Here is a 19,577-nt window from a genome sequence, read left to right on the forward strand (position 1 = left end):
ACAATGCAACGACAAGGAAGGACGCACCAGCTTCAGAAAAAACGTATTGAAATACGTGCACCGGGCTAATGTTAATGGTATTAACAAAATCAATAATGTAACAATTAAACAGGCTATCTGTCTGACCGTTTCTGTTTACAGCAATGTCGTTCCGTATAAAAAAGGTTAAAAAATTGACCAGTCGTATCTTATTAATTATTGATGGTTTACCTGGCGGTGGGGCTGAAAAAGTTGTCCTCACCCTCGCCCGGGGATTTATTGCTTGCGGCCATCAGGTTTCTCTTTTCTCACTACGCAATGTATGTGACTACACCCTTCCCCCCGGTATTGACTATCAGGTTGTGCTGGACCGCTGTAAAAAGCCCTGGCGTAAACTGACGGAATTGAACCGTCGCGCTCGCCTGCTGGATGCGGCGGTACATCAGGCGGAGCAAAGCGCGGGTAAGTTCGATCTGATTATTTCCCATCTGCACAAAACTGATCGTATCGTCAGCCGCTGCAAAAATCTGGATCCGCAGCGTACCTGGTACTGTATCCACGGCGTCTTTTCGGCCTCTTATCTGTCACGGCGCACAGGCCTCTCGCGCTGGCTGAAAATTCTTAAAACGCGTCGGACTTATCAGCAGCGTAATATCGTTGGCGTCTCCCGTTATGTCCTGGAAGATTTGAAAAAAGCCTATAATATTCAACCCTCCCGCGAGATAGTGATTCACAACCCCTTTGATATTGCGCATATCAGACAGATGGCTCAGGAACCGGTAGAGATGGCGGATCGCAGCTATCTGTTGCATATTGGTCGTTTTCATCAGACGAAGCGCCATGACCGCTTGCTGCAAGCCTATGCACAAAGCGATTTGACCTTGCCGCTGGTGCTTATCGGTCAGGGTAATCCTGAAAAAATCAAAGAATTAGAGGTGCTGGCGGAAAGCCTGCATATTCGTGAGCGGGTCATTTTTAAAGGCTTTACGCATAACCCTTATGCCTGGATTAAACATGCCGCTATGCTGGTGGCAAGTTCAGATAGTGAAGGTTTTGGCAATGTGTTGGTGGAGGCATTGATTTGTCAGACACCAGTGGTCAGTACTCGTTGTCCGGGTGGTCCGGAAGAGATTTTACAGGGCGATTTGGCCCGCTGCTTGTCTGAATTAGACCCGTCAGCGCTCGCCGCCCGCCTGGTCGAAATCTATCATCACCCACCCGACCTCGAAAATATTGACCTTTCATCCTATGATGTTCACACCATTTGCCAGCGCTACCTGTCTCTGATTGATACCACGCACGAGACGGTAAAAATGGAATAAACATTAGAGCGAAAAGAGGTTATGTTGGGTTCATTTCAGTGGGAAACCGAGGTTACAGCGTGAATTACGTTTTGTTTTTTATCCTGTTGCTGCCGGTTAAAGGAATAATGAAATTATTCCACAAAAAGACAGGACGTAACCTGGTCATCCAGACCGCTAAGATTGGCGACTTTATCAATATTACGCCTTTGCTGACCCACCTTAAGCGCAGCGATGCGTTGTTAAGCCGTACCATCGCGCCACTGGCGGCACGTGACGAGACCCTGGAGCAGATCTGGTATGTCGAAGATTACCGTGCCAGTCTGTTCAGCAGGCTGCGCCTGGCCTTTCAGTTGCTGAATCGCTACGACAATATCTATCTGTTGCACCCAAACAACCTTAACCTGTTTTACGCCGCCTTCTGTAATGGCGTGAACAAGCAGTTCCTCTCAAACTATCGCCGTAAAGGCTATCAGGCGCCATTCTATTACACCGCCAGCGGCGTTGTTGAACACAGCAAAACGTCCCTGACGGTTGAAAGTTATCTGAAACTGGCTGACCGTAGTCTGACCTGCGAGAGCTACCCCAAGCATGTCACGCAGCCGTTTTATCGTGCGCCCTTATCGGAGCCTGCGTTATTTGATGAGGAATTCATTAAAATTGGCATCAGCATCTCAGCGGGTAATACGGCAAAGACCATCCCTGCCACTGTCTGGGCTACCCTTTTCGACAGTCTGCAGCATTTGCCCTGCCGGTTTTATGTGTTCGGTACGCCGGAGGAGATCGGGCGTCTCGATGATCTCTATGCGGTAACCGGCAAGCGCGACAACATCATCTCGCTGATTGGTGAGCTGACGCTGGATGCAGTGCCTCATGCCATCAGTTTGCTCGATTTTTATATCGCTTCCGACACCGGCAATGTTTATATTGCCGATGCGCTCAATGTGCCGGTGATTTTGATTTATGGCCCCTGTGAGGTTAAAGAGCAGCGCCCGTTAGGGGATGTTCTGCTGGCCGGTCCTGACAATATTGCGCCCTCCTCCTGGGTTTTTGCCGCGCGCTATGAGTTTGATCATCCTCCAGAACAACTGTTTGCTTTAAACCCACGTCAGCTGAAAGCGATCAACACGTTTATTCAGTCGCGTATGCCTACTCGCCTGCTCAAGAAAAACCAGCCATTTTCATGAAGACAACTTTGCCTGACGCTCCCCTGCTGAGCGTGATTACCCCTATGTATAACGCCGGCAGCATGTTTGATGCTTTTATCGATTCGCTGCTGGCGCAGACCCTGACCTCGCTGGAGATCATCATTGTGGATGATGGTTCCACCGATGGCTCAGGAGAACGCGCCGATGCCCGGGCGCAGCAGCACCCTCATATCCGGGTCATTCATCAGGCCAATGGCGGAGTCTCACGCGCACGTAATGCCGGACTGGCCGTCGCGAAAGGGAAATATGTGACCTTTCCCGATGCCGATGACACCCTCAAACCTGAGATGTACCAGACGCTGGTAGAGATGGCGGAAGCGGATAACCTGGACGCCGCCCAGTGCAACGCGGAATGGTATTTTCAGCGCAATCAGCGCGTGAAACCGCTGATTCCTTACGATCGTTTGCGCAGCACCGGCGTGTTGAGCGGGCCGGACTGGTTAAGCACTGCGCTGGAAACCCGTCGCTATCTGCATGTGGTCTGGCTGGGTATTTATCGGCGCGAGCTTATCGACAGACACCAGCTGTGGTTTGAGCCGGGGCTGCATCATCAGGATATCCCGTGGACTACGGAGTTTATGCTGAATGCGCAACGCGTACGCTATACCGATAACATTCTCTATCGCTATTACATGCATGACGCGTCCATCAGTAACCGTAAGCGCACCGGTCAGCGCAACGTGGAGTATCAGCGCCATTACCTGAAAATCGCCCGCATGCTGGAAGAACTCAATGATCGCTATCGCGACCGGGTCAGGATTCCGCGCGCGCTGCATTATCAGGTAACCCATGAAGCGCTCAGCGTCTGCCACAGCGTACGGCGTGAACCCGATGCCGCAGCACGGCGCGCCATCATCGCTGACATTTTTGCCACGCAAACGCATCGCCGGATGCTGCGTAATGCACGCGGTATCCGGCAGTGGTATCAGCTGCTGTTATGGTTGAGCCGGATTTACCGCTGGCGCAACAAATAAGCGATTGTTGGCTTTCACGCCTGTTGGGTTTGCCCTACAATCGGCTCACTGAATTCTGAGAGCACATGAGTATGGCAAGCCCGATTACCGCGACTTTTTCACCTCAAAATATTCTGCTTATCAAACTCCGCCATCATGGCGACATGTTGCTCACCACACCTGCTATCAATGCCCTCCATCAGCGTTATCCCGATGCAAAGATTGATGTTTTGCTGTATCAGGAAACCCGCCCCATGCTGGAGGCCCATCCGGCGGTACGACATCTGCATGTTATCGATCGTAAGTGGAAAAAGGCCGGAAACTGGCAGCAGATGCGTCATGAACGCGATCTGATCGCAGCCATACGCACCAGTCATTACGATCTGGTGGTGAATCTGGCGGATCAGTGGCGCAGCGCCCTTATCACTCGCCTCTCCGGCGCACCGGTGCGCATTGGCTTCGCCTATAAAAAGCGCGACAGCGTCTTCTGGCGCGCGTGCCACAATGTTCTGGTGCCTACCGATAACCACAGTCGTTTGCATACTGTGGAGCAGAATATGGCGGCTCTGGCACCACTGGGTATCAGCGCAGAAGGCGCGCAGGTATCGATGCATTACGCACCGTCAGACTGGCAGCAGGTGCAACAGGTTCTTGCACAACACAACGTCTCCACCCCCTGGATTGTGGTGCAGCCTACGTCGCGTTGGGTATTTAAATGCTGGGAAGATGAAAAATTCGCGACAACTATCGACAGTCTGGCGCAGTCTGGCCGCAAAGTGCTGCTGACCGCGGCGCCCGATAAAAACGAGCTGGCGATGATTGAACACATTCAGTCGCTGTGTCGCTCTGCAGAGGTGGTTTCAGTGGCAGGAAAACTGTCACTGCCGCAGCTGGCCGCGTTAATCGATCATGCGCAGCTGTTTATCGGCGTTGATTCCGCGCCAATGCATATGGCTGCGGCGCTGAATACTCCCTGTATCGCGCTCTTCGGCCCGACCAAATTACAGCACTGGCGCCCCTGGGGTGAAAACAACCAGGTTATCTGGGCGGGTGATTATGGCCCGCTTCCGGCACCCGACTCTATTGATACCCGTACCGGACAGCGTTTCCTGTCGGCCATCCCGGTTGATGACGTCGTCAGGGCGGCGAAGGATTTCCTGCATGACTAAATTACGTCTGGCGATTGTCCGGCAGAAATACCGTCCTGATGGCGGGGCAGAACGTTTTATCTCGCGCGCGCTGGAAGCGCTCGGCAGCGAGCAGCTGGATCTCAATATTATTACCCGTAGCTGGCAGGGTACGCCGAATCCGGGCTGGCATCTGCATATCTGCAATCCGGCCAAATTTGGCCGGGTATCGCGAGAACGCGGTTTCGCTCAGGCCGCCCGTGCCTGCTGGGAGCGGGAAGACTTCGATATTGTCCAGAGCCATGAGCGTATTGCCGGATGCGATATCTTCCGTGCCGGGGATGGCGTCCATCGCGTCTGGCTTGAGCAGCGCGCGCGCATCGTCTCTCCGCTACAGCGGCTGAGCGCAGCATTAAGCCCCTATCATCGCTACGTTTTACAAGCCGAAGCGGAGATGTTTCACTCGCCTGCGCTGAAAGCGGTCATCTGTAATTCGCAGATGGTGAAACAGGATATCATTCGTCATTTTCAGCTCGATGCTGACAAGATCCACGTTATCTATAACGCCATTGACGCCACCCGCTTTCAGCCCGCCAGCGAAGCCAGCCGCCACGCAACACGGCAGCAGCTAAACCTGCCGCAGCACGCCACGGTGCTGATTTATGTGGGTTCGGGCTTCGAACGCAAAGGGCTGAAAGCGGCCATTGAAGCAATAGCGCACAGTGATCGCTACCTGATTGTGGTGGGTCAGGATAAACAGCTGAAACGCTACCAACAGCTGGCGAACCAGCTAAACTGCCTGGATCGTCTACGCTTTGTCGGGGTGCAGCAGGATGTGCAACCCTTTTATCATGCGGCGGATGCCTTGCTGCTGCCCACGCTCTACGATCCCTTCCCCAATGTTGTGCTGGAGGCGATGGCTTGTGGCCTGGCGGTGATTACCAGTACTGGCTGCGGTGGCGCAGAATTTATTGCGCAGGGCCAGCAGGGCTTTGTCTGCGACGCATTAGATATCAAAGCATTAAATGAGGCGGTTACTGCTATTTCCCCACTTTCGCAAAACTCAGCGATGGGAGAGGCCGCACGCCGCAGAATTGAGCCTTATAGCCCACAGCATCTGGCCCGGTCGCTTAACTTGCTCTATCAACAGGTATTACAGCAAGGCTGACAAAGTGAGATGAGGAGACGCAGGGATTCTGCTAACATGCCTAATCTCGATTTTTTGATGATGTTTGACGCGAACGTGTCGTAACGGTAACTATGACGACAATTTACACAGCCCTGCTCTATCTGATTCAACCGCTGATTTGGCTACGCCTGTGGCTGCGCGGTCGCAAAGCGCCTGCTTATCGCAAACGCTGGTCAGAGCGCTACGGTTTTTGTGAAGGCAAAGTTAAGCCTGACGGTATTGTCCTGCACTCCGTCTCGGTGGGCGAAACCCTGGCCGCTATTCCGCTGGTGCGTGCCTTACGTCACCGCTACCCCAGCCTGCCTATTACTGTCACTACCATGACCCCCACCGGTTCAGAGCGCGCGCAGTCCGCTTTCGGTAAAGATGTGCATCATGTTTATCTGCCTTACGATCTGCCGGGCGCCATTAACCGCTTTCTGGATACCGCCAGTCCGCGCCTGGTGATCATTATGGAAACCGAGCTGTGGCCCAACATCATTCGCATCCTGCATCAGCGCAATATCCCGCTGGTGATTGCCAATGCGCGTCTCTCTGCACGTTCGGCCAAAGGCTATAAAAAGCTGGGGAGATTTATGCGCCAGCTGTTGCAACAAATCACCCTGATTGCGGCGCAGAACGCCGAGGATGGTGACCGTTTCCTCGAACTGGGCCTCAAACGTTCGCACCTGGCCGTGACCGGCAGCCTGAAATTCGATATTTCTGTGACGCCAGAACTGGCGGCCCGGGCCGTTACGCTGCGTCGTCAGTGGGCACCACGTCGGCCAGTGTGGATCGCGACCAGTACTCATGAAGGCGAAGAGGCGATCGTCCTTGATGCGCATCAGCGTCTGCTGCAGCAGTTTCCCGATCTGTTGCTGATTCTGGTGCCGCGCCATCCCGAGCGCTTCGACGATGCGCGTCTGCTGACGCAAAAGCGCAGACTGAGTTTTACCCTGCGCAGCAGCGGCGAAATTCCTTCCGGCGGCACCCAGGTAGTGATTGGCGATACCATGGGCGAACTGATGCTGCTGTACGGCATCGCCGACCTGGCGTTTGTCGGTGGCAGCCTGGTAGAGCGTGGCGGTCATAACCCGCTGGAGCCTGCCGCTCATGCTATCCCGGTCCTGATGGGCCCGCACACCTGGAACTTCAAAGATATCTGCGGCAAGTTGCAACAGGCTGAAGGGCTGATTACGGTGACCGATGCGGTTTCGCTGGCTAACGAAATCACTAATTTACTGCAGGATGATGATTATCGCCGCTACTATGGCCGTCACGCAGTGGAAGTGCTACATCAGAATCAGGGAGCGCTGCAGCGGTTGCTGCAGTTGCTGGAACCTCATTTACCGCCACGAGCTCACTAATGAACCAGCGCCAGTCTCTTTCGGTGGTGATTATTGCTAAAAACGAAGCGGAACTGCTGCCGGACTGCCTGGCATCGGTCAACTGGGCTGATGAGATCATTGTGCTTGATGCCGACAGTGAAGACGCGACAGTCGAAATTGCCCGTCGCCAGGGCGCAAAAGTCTTTCACTCCGCAGCATGGGCAGGTTACGGGAAACAGCGCCAGCTCGCGCAAAGCTATGCCAGCAGCGAAATGATTCTGATGATCGATGCGGATGAGCGCGTTACGCCCGCGCTACGTAATGCCATCGAGCAGGTGCTGACGCAGCCCCCCTCCGCTACGGTCTACAGCATCAGCCGCAGCAACCTGTTCCTGGGGCGTTTTATGCGCCACAGCGGCTGGTATCCTGATCGGGTAATACGACTCTATCCCTGCATATTAAGCTACAACGATAATCTGGTACATGAATCGCTGGAAACCGCCGGTGCGCCAGTAGTGGCTCTGCAGGGGGATTTACAGCACCTGACCTGCCGCGATCTGATCAGCTTTCAGCGCAAACAGCTGGCCTATGCCGATGCCTGGGCGCGTGAACGCTATCAGCGCGGCAAAAGCTGCGGTCTGTTCTCGATATTCAGCCATACGCTGGGTGCCTTTGTGAAAACGCTGCTGCTGCGTGCCGGTTTCCTTGATGGCAAACAGGGGTGGATTCTGGCGGTGGTGAACGCGCAATATACCTTCAATAAATATTCAGCGCTCTGGGCGCTGAGCCACTCCACAACGAAAGGCCGCGTATGAGCACCAAAGCGATTTATCCCGGCACCTTTGATCCCATTACGCTGGGTCATCTGGATATTGTGTCCCGTGCCGCAAGCATGTTTGATCACATCATCCTGGCGATCGCCGCCAGCCCGAGTAAAAAGCCGATGTTCACCCTGGAAGAACGCGTCGAACTGGCGCGTCAGGTCACGGCACATCTGGATAATGTTGAGGTGATGGGTTTCAGCGATCTGATGGCGAATTTTGCCCAGGCGCAAAAGGCCAATGTGCTGGTTCGTGGGATACGTGCCGTCGCCGATTTTGAATATGAGCTGCAGCTGGCGCATATGAATCGCCATCTGTTGCCGACGCTGGAGAGCGTTTTCCTGATGCCGTCTGAAGGCTACTCTTTCGTCTCTTCATCGCTGGTGAAAGAAGTGGCGCGCCATGGCGGTGATGTAACGGCTTTCCTGCCGGCACCGGTTCATCAGGCGCTCATGGCAAAACTGTCACCCGCCTGAGCGCATGCCTGCCAGGTGGCGACTGGCGCGGCTATTGCTGGCAGTGCGGGCACCAGTAGGTGCTGCGCTGTCCGTGCTTACCGCTGACGACAGGAGAGCCACAGACACGACAGGGTTCCCCGGCGCGCCCATACACCTGCAACTGCTGGGCAAAATAGCCTGGCTTGCCATCGCTTTGCAGAAAGTCGCGTAGCGTTGTGCCTCCCTGCTCAATCGAGCGCAGCAACACCGCTTTGATGGTGGTCGCCAGCAGGCCTGCCTGCGCTTCGCTCAGGCTCATCGCAGGGCGATCGGGCAGGATCCCGGCCGTAAACAGCGATTCGCTGGCGTAAATATTGCCCACACCCACCACCACTTTGTTATCCATCAGCCAGGGCTTAATCGCGGTACGTTTGCCACGCGATTTTGCAAACAGGTACTCGCCGTTAAATTCCTCGCTGAGCGGTTCCGGTCCCAGATGGGCGAGCACATTGCTGCCCTGCAAATCATTGCTCCAGAGCCAGGCGCCAAAGCGGCGCGGATCGGTATAGCGCAGCACTTTGCCGTTGCTCATCACCAGATCCACATGGTCATGTTTGGCTGCCGGCAACGCTTCCGGCAGAATGCGCAGGCTACCTGACATGCCGAGATGAATGATGATCCAGCCTGTCGGCAGTTCCAGCAGCAGATATTTGGCGCGGCGCTGCACGCTGAGCACCGGCTGATCGCTCAGGGCATGGATTTCTTCAGATACGGGCCAGCGCAGACGTGAATTGCGCACCACCGCATGCAGGATGGTTTCGCCCACCAGATGCGGTTCAATGCCCCGACGACTGGTTTCCACCTCAGGTAATTCAGGCATGTCATCTCCTTAAAACGTCGCTGACAGAAACAAAAAACCCGGCCGGAGCCGGGTTTTTCGCAAGAAAACAAAATTATTTAATTTTGGCTTCTTTGTAGATCACGTGCTGACGTACAACCGGATCGAACTTTTTCAGTTCCAGTTTCTCAGGTTTAGTACGTTTGTTCTTCGTGGTGGTATAGAAGTGACCTGTACCAGCAGAGGAAACCAGCTTGATCTTCTCACGAATACCTTTAGCCATGATTCAGTTCCTTAGTACTTCTCACCACGGGCGCGCATATCGGCCAGAACCGTATCGATGCCCTTCTTGTCAATAACACGCATACCTTTAGCAGATACACGCAGAGTAACGAAGCGCTTCTCGCTCTCAACCCAGAAACGGTGTGAGTGCAGGTTCGGCAGGAAACGGCGTTTCGTCGCGTTCATTGCGTGGGAACGGTTGTTACCGGTCACCGGACGCTTTCCAGTTACCTGGCAGACTCGTGACATGTCTATTCTCCAAAAATCAAATCAGCTCGAGCTTTAAAAATTAGGTTTTGGCCGCCTCGTCAGGCTTATAGCCCAGCCAGGCGAGTTCCATGTGAACCCGCTGAGCAGGCCTAAACGCCAAACCCGAGATTCTCAAAGGTGGCGTAGTATACGCCGGTCCGCGTCAGTGCTCAAGTCCCGAACAAAAAAGATCCCGCTGGATCGGGTAAAAACGCCGCATTTACGTCGGCGCAGCGACGCGCGCTACAGCCAGCCCCGCTCCGCAAAGGATACATATTCGCCATGTCCAATCACCAGATGGTCCAGTACGCGGATATTAAGCAGCAGGCAGGCCTGACTCACTTTACAGGTGATTTCCCGATCAGCCTGGCTCGGTTCCGCAAGACCGGAAGGGTGGTTATGGGCCAGAATCAGCGCAGCCGCATTGCATTTCAGCGCTTCGCGAACGATTTCACGCGGATGTACCTCAACACTGTTAATAGAACCGGCAAACATTTGCTGCGCCCGCAGCACGCGATGCTGATTATCCAGAAACAGCACCATAAAGAGTTCGCGTTCCTGATGAGCCAGCACGCTCTGCAGGTAGTGCCGGGTGACCTGCGGATTTTCCATAACGTTTTCCTGCGCCAGCTGCGCCGCAAAAAAACGCTTTCCCAGTTCAGCAATGGCGTGCAGCTGGGCCAGTTTGGCTGCGCCTATGCCCTTTATCTCTGCCAGCTCTTGCTGACTGGCGGTCATAATGCGGTATAACGAGCCAAACTGGTTCAGCATCTGTCGTGCCAGCATCAGAACATTCACGCCCGCTACCCCGGTGCGTAAAAAAATCGCCAGCAGTTCGTCGTCACTGAGGGCCACGGCGCCCTGCTGCTGTAACTTTTCTCGCGGTGCCAGATTGTCCATTGCCTTCTTCTCCCTGAAAACCGCGTTATTTTGCCCTGCAGCCAGCCGGTGCGCCACGCTGTCTGCGCACTTTTTCGAGACGTCTCGCAAAGCCGCAGGGAGTGGAAAGGCGTACAGCGGGCTCTGTGGTAAAATCCCCCTATTGCGACGCGCCCTGCGCGGCTAACTGAATAAGTGAGGCGAACAACATGATGGGATTAGCCGGTAAAAAAGTACTTCTTGGCATCAGCGGCGGCATTGCTGCCTATAAAACCCCTGAGCTGGTACGCCGACTGCGCGATCGTGGCGCGGATGTCAGAGTGATGATGACCGAAGCCGCCAAAGCCTTTATTACGCCGCTGAGTCTGCAGGCCGTGTCAGGTTATCCGGTTTATGGTGATCTGCTCGATCCGGCGGCCGAAGCGGCCATGGGCCATATCGAACTGGCGAAATGGGCCGACCTGGTGATTCTGGCGCCAGCCACCGCTGATTTGATTGCGCGCGTCACGGCGGGCATGGCTAACGATTTGGTCACCACCACCTGCCTGGCGACTGCAGCGCCCGTTGCCGTGGTGCCCGCCATGAACCAGCAGATGTACCGCGCGCCAGTGACGCAGGAGAATCTTCAGCGCCTTGCCGCCCGTGGCATTATGATTTGGGGACCGGACAGCGGTAGTCAGGCGTGCGGCGATGTCGGCCCTGGCCGCATGCTTGATCCGCTGGCGATTGTGGAGCACGCGGTAACATGGGCAACGCCGGTCAACGATCTGCAACATCTCAATATTATGATTACCGCCGGTCCTACCCGTGAAGCGCTGGATCCGGTGCGTTACATCACGAACCACAGCTCGGGCAAAATGGGCTTTGCGATTGCCAGCGCCGCCGCGAAGCGGGGCGCAAACGTGACGTTAGTTGCAGGCCCGGTCACCTTACCGACGCCAGCCTGGGTAAAGCGTATTGACGTTACCACCGCGCTGGAAATGGAACAGACGGTAATGAGTGAGATCAGCAAACAACATATTTTCATTGCCAGCGCCGCCGTGGCAGACTACCGGGCGGCAGAAGTTGCCGCAGAAAAAATCAAAAAACAGGACGGCGATGAGAGCGTTACCCTGCAGCTGGTCAAAAACCCTGACATTGTCGCGGGTGTCGCAGCCTTAACCGCAGGTCGGCCCTTTGTGGTTGGATTTGCAGCAGAAACCCAGAATGTGGAAGAATACGCCCGACAAAAAAGGGTGCGAAAAAATCTGGACCTTATCTGCGCCAATGACGTGTCAAAAGCTGGACAGGGCTTTAACAGTGACACCAATGCTCTTCACCTTTTCTGGCAGGAGGGAGAGAAACTTTTACCACTCAGTGAAAAAGCTCTCCTTGGCCAACAATTATTAGACGAGATTGTCAGCCGTTATGATGAAAAAAATCGACGTTAAGATTCTTGACGCGCGTGTCGGCAAAGCGTTTCCGCTGCCGGCCTATGCCACTTCGGGATCTGCCGGTCTGGACCTGCGCGCCTGCCTGGATGAGGCGCTGGAACTGGCACCTGGTGCCACGACCTTAATTCCTACCGGTCTGGCGATTCATATTGCCGATCCCAGCCTTGCGGCTGTTATCCTGCCACGCTCCGGCCTGGGCCATAAGCATGGTATTGTACTGGGTAATCTGGTGGGCCTGATTGATTCTGACTATCAGGGCCAGCTGATGGTGTCTGTCTGGAACCGCGCAGAGACCGCTTTTACCATCCAGCCCGGTGACCGTATTGCTCAGCTGGTGTTCGTGCCTGTTGTTCAGGCTGAATTCAACCTGGTAGAAGAGTTTGACACCAGCGTTCGTGGTGAAGGTGGCTTTGGCCATTCCGGTCGCCAGTAAACGCAGCATATCCTTTTACGCATCTGTTGATATTTACGCTTCCTCGCCATGAGACGCTGCCTCATGGCCGAGGCGTTGATATTGCCTGCTTTTGGTGAATCTCAGGGGTTTTTAAGGTCATGGCAGAAAAAATAAGCGCGAAACGGAATCGTCGGGAAGAAATTTTGCAGTCACTGGCGCAGATGCTGGAGTCCAGCGATGGCAGTCAGCGTATTACTACCGCAAAACTGGCGGCCAATGTGGGCGTATCAGAAGCGGCGCTTTATCGTCACTTCCCCAGCAAAACGCGCATGTTTGACAGCCTGATTGAATTTATTGAAGACAGCCTGATTACGCGCATCAATCTGATCCTGAAAGATGAAAAAGAAACCATGACGCGGTTGCGTCTGATTGTGCAATTGATTCTGGGATTTGGTGAGCGTAATCCGGGGCTGACGCGTATCCTGACCGGCCATGCTTTAATGTTTGAACAGGACCGGTTGCAGGGTCGCATTAATCAACTGTTTGAGCGTATTGAAGTTCAGCTGCGTCAGGTGATGCGCGAACGCAGAATGCGTGAAGGTGAAGGCTTTCAGATTGATGAAGGTGTGCTCGCCAGTCAGCTGCTGGCCTTTTGCGAAGGGGTGCTGTCGCGCTATGTTCGTTCTGAATTTCGCTACAGTCCGACGGCGGATTTTGATGCCCGCTGGCCCTTGCTGGCCGCGCAGCTGATATAATCTGGCGGGCCAGGCCCGCCTCTTATCATCGTTAAATGCCGTACTCTTTCTGGTAAGCACGCACGGATGCCAGATGATCGGCCAACTCCGGTTTCTCTTCCAGATAAGCAATCAGGTCAGCCAGCGTAATAATGGCGGTAACATGACACTGATAGTCACGCTCCACTTCCTGAATCGCGGAAATATCACCACGGCCACGTTCCTGACGATCAAGCGAAATTAACACACCGGCTAAAGTTGCGCCGTTAGCGCTGATAATTTCCATCGACTCGCGAATGGCTGTCCCGGCGGTAATCACATCATCCACCAGCATTACGCGTCCCTGCAGCGGACTACCTACCAGCGTACCGCCTTCACCGTGATCCTTCGCCTCTTTGCGATTAAAGCAGTAAGGCACATCGCGATCGTGATGGTCCGCCAGGGCTACGGCTGTGGTGGTGGCGATAGGAATGCCTTTATAGGCCGGGCCAAACAGCAGGTCAAAAGGCACGTTAGCGTCCACCAGGGCCTGGGCATAAAAACGTCCTAACAGCGCTAAATCGCGACCGCTGTTAAACAAACCGGCATTAAAGAAATAGGGGCTTTTTCGCCCGGACTTCAGGGTAAACTCACCAAATTTCAGAACCTGCTTATTCAGGGCGAATTCAATAAACTGACGCTGCCAGGCTTTCATTTCTCACTCCTCCAGTAAAGAAAAGGCGACCCTGAGGTCGCCTGCTACTTCAATTTTCCAGCGCTGCTTTTTGCGCCAAAATTAAACTTTCAATTCCGCCCCGCGCCAGCGCCAGCAGTTCAAGCAGCTCTTCATGGCTGAACGGCTCGCCCTCTGCGGTGCCCTGCACTTCGATCATGCGGCCATCTTCCATCATTACGACGTTCATGTCCGTTTCCGCAGCGGAGTCTTCCACATATTCCAGATCGCAGCGTGCTTCTCCCTCCACAATGCCCACCGAAATAGCGGCCACCATGCCCTTCATCGGGTTGGCCTTTAGTTTGCCGCTGGCGACCAGCGCGTTAAGCGCATCGGCCAACGCTACACAGGCCCCGGTAATGGAGGCGGTACGCGTGCCGCCATCAGCCTGAATGACATCGCAGTCGAGAGTGATGGTGTATTCGCCCAGCGCTTTCAGATCAACCGCCGCACGCAGTGAACGGGCGATCAGACGCTGAATCTCCAGCGTACGGCCACCCTGTTTGCCGCGCGCCGCTTCGCGCGCCATACGACTGTGCGTTGAGCGGGGCAGCATGCCATATTCGGCAGTAACCCAGCCCTGACCCTGGCCTTTCAGAAAGCGCGGCACCCCCTCTTCAACGGTGGCGGTGCAAAGTACCTTGGTTTCGCCAAATTCAACCAGTACGGAACCCTCGGCATGTTTGGTGTAATGACGAGTCAGTGTGACGGGACGCACCTGCTGTGCGCTACGGCCTGCTGGACGCATGGTATCTCTCCGGCTTGCTAATGATTGGCTGCGCATTATACGGACTTCCGGGGACGCTGTCTTGCTGCACCGGCACCGCGCAGCGGCACAACCAGAGATGAAATTCCCGCTTAGCTGTGGCTAAATGCGCCCTTCTTTTACTTCACTGAATAACATTATGGCTGCTGTTCTTCATTTTCTTCTGGCACTGGCGGTAATCTTTGCCCTCGCGCTACTGGTCAGTCATGACCGCAAAAAAATTCGTATTCGCTTTATTGTTCAGTTAATTGCTGTCGAGGCGGCACTGGGCTGGTTCTTTCTTCACTCCGCCAGCGGCCTGGTGGTGATTACTGTTGTTGGCGGCTTTTTCGAAACGCTACTGCAATTTGCGGCGCAGGGTACGGAATTTGTTTTCGGCGGCATGAGTAAACAGGGCCTGGGCTTTATTTTTCTCGGCGTGCTGTGCCCGATTGTCTTTATTTCGGCGCTGATCGGCATTTTGCAGCACTGGCGTATTCTGCCGTTGCTGATTCGCCTGGTGGGTACGCTGCTGTCAAAAGTCAACGGCATGGGTAAGCTGGAATCTTTTAACGCCATCAGCACACTGATCCTCGGCCAGTCAGAAAACTTTATCGCCTATAAAGGGATTCTTGGTGATATCCCGCCTGCGCGCCTCTACACCATGGCCGCCACCGCCATGTCTACCGTGTCGCTTTCAATTGTGGGCGCCTATATGACCATGATTGATGCGAAATATGTAGTCGCTGCGCTGCTGCTCAATATGTTCAGCACTTTCATTATCCTCTCGATTATCAATCCCGCAGCCAGGCAGCATGATGAGCCGATTCAGCTCGGGAAGCTGCATGAAGAACAGAGCTTTTTTGAGATGCTGGGGGAATATATTCTGGCAGGCTTTAAGGTAGCGATGATTATTCTGGCGATGCTGATCGGCTTTATCGCCCTGATTGCCGCTATTAACGCACTGTTTACAGCGGTGACGGGCTACAGCTTCCAGCAGCTTCTCGGTTACTTCTTCTGGCCTTTTGCCTGGCTGGTGGGTATTCCGGCAGCGGATGCGCTGCGCGCGGGCAGCATTATGGCGACCAAGCTGGTGGCCAATGAATTCGTGGCGATGATCGAGATGAAGAAGATTGCCGCTGAACTGTCACCGCGCGGGCTGGGCATTTTGTCGGTTTTCCTGGTCTCTTTTGCCAACTTTGCTTCCATCGGCATTGTTGCGGGCGCGATAAAAGGGTTAAACGAGAAACAGGGAAATGTGGTTTCCCGCTTCGGCTGGAAACTGGTTTATGGCGCTACCCTGGTCAGCCTGCTCTCCGCCGCCTTTGCCGGTCTGTTTATTTAATCTGAAGCGGGCGGCAGAGAAGCCGCCGTGTTAAAAACTGATGCATGCAGGCGTATCAACACGCATCACCGACGCCTGGGCGAAGCGCTTTTTGTAGATGTCGCGCAGCGCTTCGATACGCGCGAAACTCTCCTCGTCAGGTTCATAGATTAACATCAGCGCTTTGCTGTTTTCGCGCGTCAGCCCACCCGCTTTCTCCAGCCACTGCCCTTTTGCCTCGTAAACAGACAGCCCCTGTTTAAAGCGCGGCGTGACGTCGGCATCAACAAAATGTTGCCAGTCGCTGGCGCTGATCTCTCCTCCCTGCGGCCGGTTCAGGCCAAACCAAAGCGTGGTCTGCATCATGACCTCGCCGCCAGCGCAAACGGGGTGCAATTTGGTGGAGACAGGCGGCGCTTTACAGCCTGTCAGCAACATCAGCAGCATGACAGAACCCCATGTTAAGCTTTTCATCAGACCCGGTTAACCTAATATTTATCTCTCTGGAATGATAAAACTCTGTCATAAAAAGGCGAATTTTTTCACCTATTCTCCGTTAACGCGGCTTACTCCTGTTATGGCGCAGACTGCCTCGCTATAATTCACACAATCTTTCTGAAAATGAGTATCGCTTATGATCCGCAGTATGACCGCTTACGCCCGCAGCGAAGTAAAAGGTGAGTGGGGTAGCGCCGCCTGGGAGCTGCGCTCTGTCAACCAACGCTATCTGGAAACCTATATCCGCCTGCCAGAGCAGTTCCGCGGCCTGGAGCCGGTGATTCGTGAGCGTATCCGTAATCGCCTGACGCGCGGTAAGGTGGAGTGCAGCCTGCGTTTCGATGCCAGTCCCGATGCCCAGGGCGAGCTGATGCTTAACGAGTCACTGGCGAAGCAGCTGGTACAGGCAGCAAACTGGGTAAAAATGCAGAGCGATGAAGGCGCGATTAATCCGCTGGATATTTTGCGCTGGCCTGGCGTGATGTCTGCGCAGGAGCAGGATCTGGACGCCATCAATGCCGAGCTGTTAAAAGCCCTGGATACGGCGCTGAACGAATTTATCACCGCCCGTGAAAGCGAAGGCGCAGCGCTGAAGACGATGATTGAGCAGCGTCTGGCTGGCGTCAGCGCAGAAGTGAGTAAAGTGCGCGCGCAAATGCCCGAGGTGCTGAAATGGCAGCGTGAGCGGCTGGTCGCCAGACTGGAAGAGGCTGAAGTTCAGCTGGAGAATGGTCGTCTGGAGCAGGAACTGGTGATGATGGCGCAGCGTATCGATGTGGCTGAAGAGCTGGATCGACTCGAGGCCCACGTAAAAGAGACATATAACATCCTGAAGAAGAAAGAAGCCGTTGGCCGCCGCCTCGACTTTATGATGCAGGAGTTTAACCGCGAGTCGAATACGCTGGGCTCGAAATCGATTAATGCCGATATTACCGCTTCCGCGATAGAGCTGAAGGTGCTGATCGAGCAGATGCGTGAGCAGATTCAGAATATTGAGTAACGACGCGATTGTGACATGTAATATGCACAAACTCTTATAGCCTGCTAATTAGCAGGCTTTGTTATGCCTGATTTACTATCACGTCCTGTGGACGTGCTTATCCGATTGCCTTAATTACCGGCAATACTCTCAGCAAATATCCCGACAGGTTTCTCAGCCTACAGACGTACGGCTCGAAAATATTGATATTCAGATACAGCCTGGCAATGCGCAGGCAAAGCACAGAAGATTTCCGGAAATCTGAAATAAACCACATAGTGTTATGTTGATAGGCTAAGAGCGTAAGACTTCTCCTGTATTCCTTGCTCCGAATTGTAAAAAAATACAAATCCAGCCTGTACGCAGTTTACATTCTCGCCAGCCACTATGTATTATGCAGGTGAGGATTTCAACGGACTATTATACAAGGAATGTATCAAGATGGCCGCATTAGAATTTCCCTGCATTATTTTTCAAACGCAAAACCGGATGGATGACTACAACGCTAAAGATATGCGTTGCGGTGACTTATCAGAAGCACAGTTAAAAACGCACTACGGGCTAGATTATATTTCTGACCAGGTCGACCCCTGGACACTGAACCGGCGTTCTGCCTTCGATAATCCACGATCTAAGTTCTGCTGCAATATGCGTCCGGCAGGTGAGAAAATGACTCACCAGCAGTGTATCGCTATTCTTTTCGACGAATTCCGTCAGTTATCGCGTGAGTTCGCACTATATGGGCCGTATCGGCATCTGATCGAAAAGATGATAACCCATATGCAGAACGGTAACGGTACACCTTTTCGGGATATAGCACTGGATATGGCGTTGAAGAAGCATATTGTCAATGACAGTTCGCAGGATAACAGTACTCGTATTCTGTTAGCGAGAACATTTAAAGAAAAAATAGACTGGGAAAAAAAATGTTATCCTGTCGCTCAAAAAGATGGACTTCGCGCAGCCATCTCTGAGGGTAGATTACCTAAGTTTGACAGGCTCCAGGATACTGTTAATGGAATGGGCATTACCATACACGATACGTGGGCAAGCCATGTCATTGTAGAATCTCTGCAAATTGATAATCGACACTTTCAGGCAATCGTGCATTACAAAATCCAGGATCATTTTGGCCTGGATGATGAAGATATTTTTAAAGGAAAATTCCGTGTTTTTAATCTTTTTCGCATCTGGTTTGTACTCCAGAGATATAAAAAATTCGGCTTTGAACCTTTTATGACTAACATGGAAGCCACCATTGAAATTAATGGAATCCGGGATGGAAATTAAAAAAAAGAAAGCTATTTTCAAGCTATCGATTTCCGCCTGCCTGCTAACAATCTCTGTTTTCTGGCTGTTGCTGCGCCCGGTAGAAGTTATTGCCGTTCATAAAAACGATAGCCACAGTTATGTCCTGGTGAAGAATTTCCCCTTCACAGACAAAGGGAAAATCAACTGGTGGCTGAAAAACAAGGATGTACTGGCAGATAAATATAAAATCCCTTCCCCTGCTTCAGATGGATCTTTCGTAATTATATTTTGGGATTTTGGTAAAGGTTATAAAGAAACAGATGGGTATGACAACCTCTGTTTCAGTGATATGCAGCCACCGTTGAATTGTATAGAAAAAGACGCTCTCCTTATGGTGAGGTATAGTAAAAACACAGGAAATTATTTTGTATTGGCGACAGAAACGTATCGCATAAATAATGACGGAAGGATAATACAGATCAAATCCGATTAGTATTACCACTCTTGCATAGAGACAGTAATGAAACCCTATCCTTCCCGACCTGCGTCTGAAAAACGGCGTAGCTAAATATCACATAAACTATCCTGCCAGGCTTCAAATGGATAAGTTAATTCCAGAGTATAAATAAAATTTTATAACTGGAAAATATGTTTTTAACAAATAGAGAAGATTATGATTTCACATATCCCCAGCGTGTATGAATAACCTCAACGGTTGGGAAACAGTAAGAACATACAGAAAAATGTCTTCGGTGATTGTTTCTTTAATCTTAAATAAAACTGTCATTATAAATATGGCCTTTGATTCCTTTCCCTTACTGATAATTTCACCTGAAACATTGCGTCAGGAAACTAATGAATAAAATTTACAATTAGCCCGTTTATAATTCAAATTTAAGCTGACCTGATTTGTGCAATTTTCCCTGCATCGGAGTAT

Annotated in this window: 22 protein-coding genes; 15 read left to right on the top strand and 7 right to left on the bottom strand. The window is 52.8% G+C overall.

What is annotated here, in order from left to right; all coding sequences use genetic code 11:
- The first annotated feature begins 173 nt into the window (after positions 1 to 173).
- The 8 genes from E0E17_RS06680 to coaD all read left to right on the top strand — a co-directional run bounded on the left by E0E17_RS06680 (position 174) and on the right by coaD (position 8,361).
- Positions 174 to 1,301, top strand: a complete 1,128-nt coding sequence (locus E0E17_RS06680) for a glycosyltransferase (RefSeq protein ID WP_237680766.1) — start codon at positions 174 to 176, stop codon at positions 1,299 to 1,301.
- 59 nt (positions 1,302 to 1,360) lie between these two features.
- The gene (locus E0E17_RS06685; RefSeq protein ID WP_130832724.1) at positions 1,361 to 2,467 is read left to right on the top strand and encodes a glycosyltransferase family 9 protein; all 1,107 of its coding nucleotides are present in this window, start codon (positions 1,361 to 1,363) and stop codon (positions 2,465 to 2,467) included.
- Complete coding sequence (locus E0E17_RS06690; protein ID WP_130832728.1) at positions 2,464 to 3,462, top strand: glycosyltransferase; 999 nt, start codon at positions 2,464 to 2,466, stop codon at positions 3,460 to 3,462. The genes E0E17_RS06685 and E0E17_RS06690 overlap by 4 nt, the downstream gene beginning before the upstream one ends.
- A gap of 71 nt (positions 3,463 to 3,533) precedes the next feature.
- A complete protein-coding gene (gene rfaQ, locus E0E17_RS06695; RefSeq protein WP_130835476.1) occupies positions 3,534 to 4,610 on the top strand; it encodes a putative lipopolysaccharide heptosyltransferase III in 1,077 nt (358 codons plus the stop codon).
- Positions 4,603 to 5,736, top strand: a complete 1,134-nt coding sequence (locus tag E0E17_RS06700) for a glycosyltransferase family 4 protein (RefSeq protein ID WP_130832730.1) — start codon at positions 4,603 to 4,605, stop codon at positions 5,734 to 5,736. The genes rfaQ and E0E17_RS06700 overlap by 8 nt, the downstream gene beginning before the upstream one ends.
- 92 nt (positions 5,737 to 5,828) lie before the next feature.
- The gene (gene waaA / locus E0E17_RS06705; RefSeq protein WP_130832732.1) at positions 5,829 to 7,103 is read left to right on the top strand and encodes a lipid IV(A) 3-deoxy-D-manno-octulosonic acid transferase; all 1,275 of its coding nucleotides are present in this window, start codon (positions 5,829 to 5,831) and stop codon (positions 7,101 to 7,103) included.
- A complete protein-coding gene (locus E0E17_RS06710; RefSeq protein WP_130832734.1) occupies positions 7,103 to 7,879 on the top strand; it encodes a glycosyltransferase family 2 protein in 777 nt (258 codons plus the stop codon). Before waaA ends, E0E17_RS06710 begins: the two co-directional genes overlap by 1 nt.
- On the top strand, positions 7,876 to 8,361 hold the full coding sequence (gene coaD / locus E0E17_RS06715; protein WP_130832736.1) for a pantetheine-phosphate adenylyltransferase: 486 nt from the start codon (positions 7,876 to 7,878) through the stop codon (positions 8,359 to 8,361). Before E0E17_RS06710 ends, coaD begins: the two co-directional genes overlap by 4 nt.
- A 31-nt stretch (positions 8,362 to 8,392) precedes the next feature.
- On the opposite strand, the gene mutM is transcribed toward coaD, so the two are convergent.
- The 4 genes from mutM to radC form a co-directional block, all read right to left on the bottom strand.
- Positions 8,393 to 9,202, bottom strand: coding sequence for a bifunctional DNA-formamidopyrimidine glycosylase/DNA-(apurinic or apyrimidinic site) lyase (mutM, locus tag E0E17_RS06720; RefSeq protein WP_130832738.1), 810 nt, complete (start codon positions 9,200 to 9,202; stop codon positions 8,393 to 8,395).
- A gap of 73 nt (positions 9,203 to 9,275) precedes the next feature.
- On the bottom strand, positions 9,276 to 9,443 hold the full coding sequence (gene rpmG / locus E0E17_RS06725) for a 50S ribosomal protein L33 (protein WP_001051798.1): 168 nt from the start codon (positions 9,441 to 9,443) through the stop codon (positions 9,276 to 9,278).
- An 11-nt stretch (positions 9,444 to 9,454) separates the two neighbouring features.
- Positions 9,455 to 9,691: a 50S ribosomal protein L28 gene (gene rpmB / locus E0E17_RS06730; RefSeq protein WP_130832740.1), complete on the bottom strand. Its 237-nt coding sequence runs from the start codon at positions 9,689 to 9,691 to the stop codon at positions 9,455 to 9,457.
- 243 nt (positions 9,692 to 9,934) lie between these two features.
- A complete protein-coding gene (gene radC, locus E0E17_RS06735; RefSeq protein ID WP_130832742.1) occupies positions 9,935 to 10,591 on the bottom strand; it encodes a RadC family protein in 657 nt (218 codons plus the stop codon).
- A gap of 188 nt (positions 10,592 to 10,779) precedes the next feature.
- Here radC and coaBC point away from each other — a divergent pair, with 188 nt between their 5' ends.
- The 3 genes from coaBC (at position 10,780) to slmA (ending at position 13,152) form a co-directional block, all read left to right on the top strand.
- A complete protein-coding gene (gene coaBC / locus E0E17_RS06740) occupies positions 10,780 to 12,000 on the top strand; it encodes a bifunctional phosphopantothenoylcysteine decarboxylase/phosphopantothenate--cysteine ligase CoaBC (RefSeq protein WP_130832744.1) in 1,221 nt (406 codons plus the stop codon).
- On the top strand, positions 11,978 to 12,436 hold the full coding sequence (gene dut, locus E0E17_RS06745) for a dUTP diphosphatase (protein WP_130832746.1): 459 nt from the start codon (positions 11,978 to 11,980) through the stop codon (positions 12,434 to 12,436). The genes coaBC and dut overlap by 23 nt, the downstream gene beginning before the upstream one ends.
- A gap of 119 nt (positions 12,437 to 12,555) precedes the next feature.
- On the top strand, positions 12,556 to 13,152 hold the full coding sequence (gene slmA, locus E0E17_RS06750) for a nucleoid occlusion factor SlmA (RefSeq protein ID WP_130832748.1): 597 nt from the start codon (positions 12,556 to 12,558) through the stop codon (positions 13,150 to 13,152).
- 31 nt (positions 13,153 to 13,183) lie between these two features.
- On the opposite strand, the gene pyrE is transcribed toward slmA, so the two are convergent.
- A complete protein-coding gene (gene pyrE, locus E0E17_RS06755) occupies positions 13,184 to 13,825 on the bottom strand; it encodes an orotate phosphoribosyltransferase (protein WP_130832750.1) in 642 nt (213 codons plus the stop codon).
- Positions 13,826 to 13,874: 49 nt separating this feature from the next.
- A complete protein-coding gene (gene rph / locus E0E17_RS06760) occupies positions 13,875 to 14,591 on the bottom strand; it encodes a ribonuclease PH (RefSeq protein WP_130832752.1) in 717 nt (238 codons plus the stop codon).
- A gap of 157 nt (positions 14,592 to 14,748) precedes the next feature.
- Between rph and E0E17_RS06765 the strand changes: the two genes are divergently transcribed.
- Complete coding sequence (locus E0E17_RS06765) at positions 14,749 to 15,933, top strand: NupC/NupG family nucleoside CNT transporter (RefSeq protein ID WP_130832754.1); 1,185 nt, start codon at positions 14,749 to 14,751, stop codon at positions 15,931 to 15,933.
- Between the two features lie 30 nt (positions 15,934 to 15,963).
- On the opposite strand, the gene E0E17_RS06770 is transcribed toward E0E17_RS06765, so the two are convergent.
- Entirely contained in the window at positions 15,964 to 16,386 is a 423-nt protein-coding gene (locus E0E17_RS06770; RefSeq protein ID WP_130832756.1) for a DUF3574 domain-containing protein, read from the bottom strand.
- A gap of 160 nt (positions 16,387 to 16,546) precedes the next feature.
- On the opposite strand from E0E17_RS06770, the gene E0E17_RS06775 reads away from it, so the two are divergent.
- From E0E17_RS06775 to E0E17_RS06785, 3 genes are all read left to right on the top strand, one after another.
- Positions 16,547 to 17,410 carry a YicC/YloC family endoribonuclease gene (locus E0E17_RS06775; RefSeq protein WP_130832758.1) on the top strand — a complete coding sequence of 288 codons (864 nt, stop codon included), beginning with the start codon at positions 16,547 to 16,549 and terminating at the stop codon, positions 17,408 to 17,410.
- Between the two features lie 420 nt (positions 17,411 to 17,830).
- Positions 17,831 to 18,679, top strand: coding sequence for a YPO3983 family protein (locus E0E17_RS06780; protein ID WP_130832760.1), 849 nt, complete (start codon positions 17,831 to 17,833; stop codon positions 18,677 to 18,679).
- Entirely contained in the window at positions 18,669 to 19,133 is a 465-nt protein-coding gene (locus E0E17_RS06785) for a DUF943 family protein (protein ID WP_130832762.1), read from the top strand. Before E0E17_RS06780 ends, E0E17_RS06785 begins: the two co-directional genes overlap by 11 nt.
- Positions 19,134 to 19,577: the final 444 nt, after the last annotated feature.

Source organism: [Erwinia] mediterraneensis (genome assembly GCF_900604315.1).
GTDB classification, from domain to species: domain Bacteria; phylum Pseudomonadota; class Gammaproteobacteria; order Enterobacterales; family Enterobacteriaceae; genus Pantoea; species Pantoea mediterraneensis_A.

What these genes read in the sequence shown, in the direction of transcription:
- E0E17_RS06690 (WP_130832728.1), top strand. Translation starts at nt 2,464, where the DNA reads ATGAAGACAACTTTGCCTGACGCTCCCCTGCTGAGCGTGATTACCCCT.
- rfaQ (WP_130835476.1), top strand. Translation starts at nt 3,534, where the DNA reads ATGGCAAGCCCGATTACCGCGACTTTTTCACCTCAAAATATTCTGCTT.
- E0E17_RS06700 (WP_130832730.1), top strand. Translation starts at nt 4,603, where the DNA reads ATGACTAAATTACGTCTGGCGATTGTCCGGCAGAAATACCGTCCTGAT.
- waaA (WP_130832732.1), top strand. Translation starts at nt 5,829, where the DNA reads ATGACGACAATTTACACAGCCCTGCTCTATCTGATTCAACCGCTGATT.
- E0E17_RS06710 (WP_130832734.1), top strand. Translation starts at nt 7,103, where the DNA reads ATGAACCAGCGCCAGTCTCTTTCGGTGGTGATTATTGCTAAAAACGAA.
- coaD (WP_130832736.1), top strand. Translation starts at nt 7,876, where the DNA reads ATGAGCACCAAAGCGATTTATCCCGGCACCTTTGATCCCATTACGCTG.
- mutM (WP_130832738.1), bottom strand. Translation starts at nt 9,202, where the DNA reads ATGCCTGAATTACCTGAGGTGGAAACCAGTCGTCGGGGCATTGAACCG.
- rpmG (WP_001051798.1), bottom strand. Translation starts at nt 9,443, where the DNA reads ATGGCTAAAGGTATTCGTGAGAAGATCAAGCTGGTTTCCTCTGCTGGT.
- rpmB (WP_130832740.1), bottom strand. Translation starts at nt 9,691, where the DNA reads ATGTCACGAGTCTGCCAGGTAACTGGAAAGCGTCCGGTGACCGGTAAC.
- radC (WP_130832742.1), bottom strand. Translation starts at nt 10,591, where the DNA reads ATGGACAATCTGGCACCGCGAGAAAAGTTACAGCAGCAGGGCGCCGTG.
- coaBC (WP_130832744.1), top strand. Translation starts at nt 10,780, where the DNA reads ATGATGGGATTAGCCGGTAAAAAAGTACTTCTTGGCATCAGCGGCGGC.
- dut (WP_130832746.1), top strand. Translation starts at nt 11,978, where the DNA reads ATGATGAAAAAAATCGACGTTAAGATTCTTGACGCGCGTGTCGGCAAA.
- slmA (WP_130832748.1), top strand. Translation starts at nt 12,556, where the DNA reads ATGGCAGAAAAAATAAGCGCGAAACGGAATCGTCGGGAAGAAATTTTG.
- pyrE (WP_130832750.1), bottom strand. Translation starts at nt 13,825, where the DNA reads ATGAAAGCCTGGCAGCGTCAGTTTATTGAATTCGCCCTGAATAAGCAG.
- rph (WP_130832752.1), bottom strand. Translation starts at nt 14,591, where the DNA reads ATGCGTCCAGCAGGCCGTAGCGCACAGCAGGTGCGTCCCGTCACACTG.
- E0E17_RS06765 (WP_130832754.1), top strand. Translation starts at nt 14,749, where the DNA reads ATGGCTGCTGTTCTTCATTTTCTTCTGGCACTGGCGGTAATCTTTGCC.
- E0E17_RS06770 (WP_130832756.1), bottom strand. Translation starts at nt 16,386, where the DNA reads ATGAAAAGCTTAACATGGGGTTCTGTCATGCTGCTGATGTTGCTGACA.
- E0E17_RS06775 (WP_130832758.1), top strand. Translation starts at nt 16,547, where the DNA reads ATGATCCGCAGTATGACCGCTTACGCCCGCAGCGAAGTAAAAGGTGAG.
- E0E17_RS06780 (WP_130832760.1), top strand. Translation starts at nt 17,831, where the DNA reads ATGGCCGCATTAGAATTTCCCTGCATTATTTTTCAAACGCAAAACCGG.
- E0E17_RS06785 (WP_130832762.1), top strand. Translation starts at nt 18,669, where the DNA reads ATGGAAATTAAAAAAAAGAAAGCTATTTTCAAGCTATCGATTTCCGCC.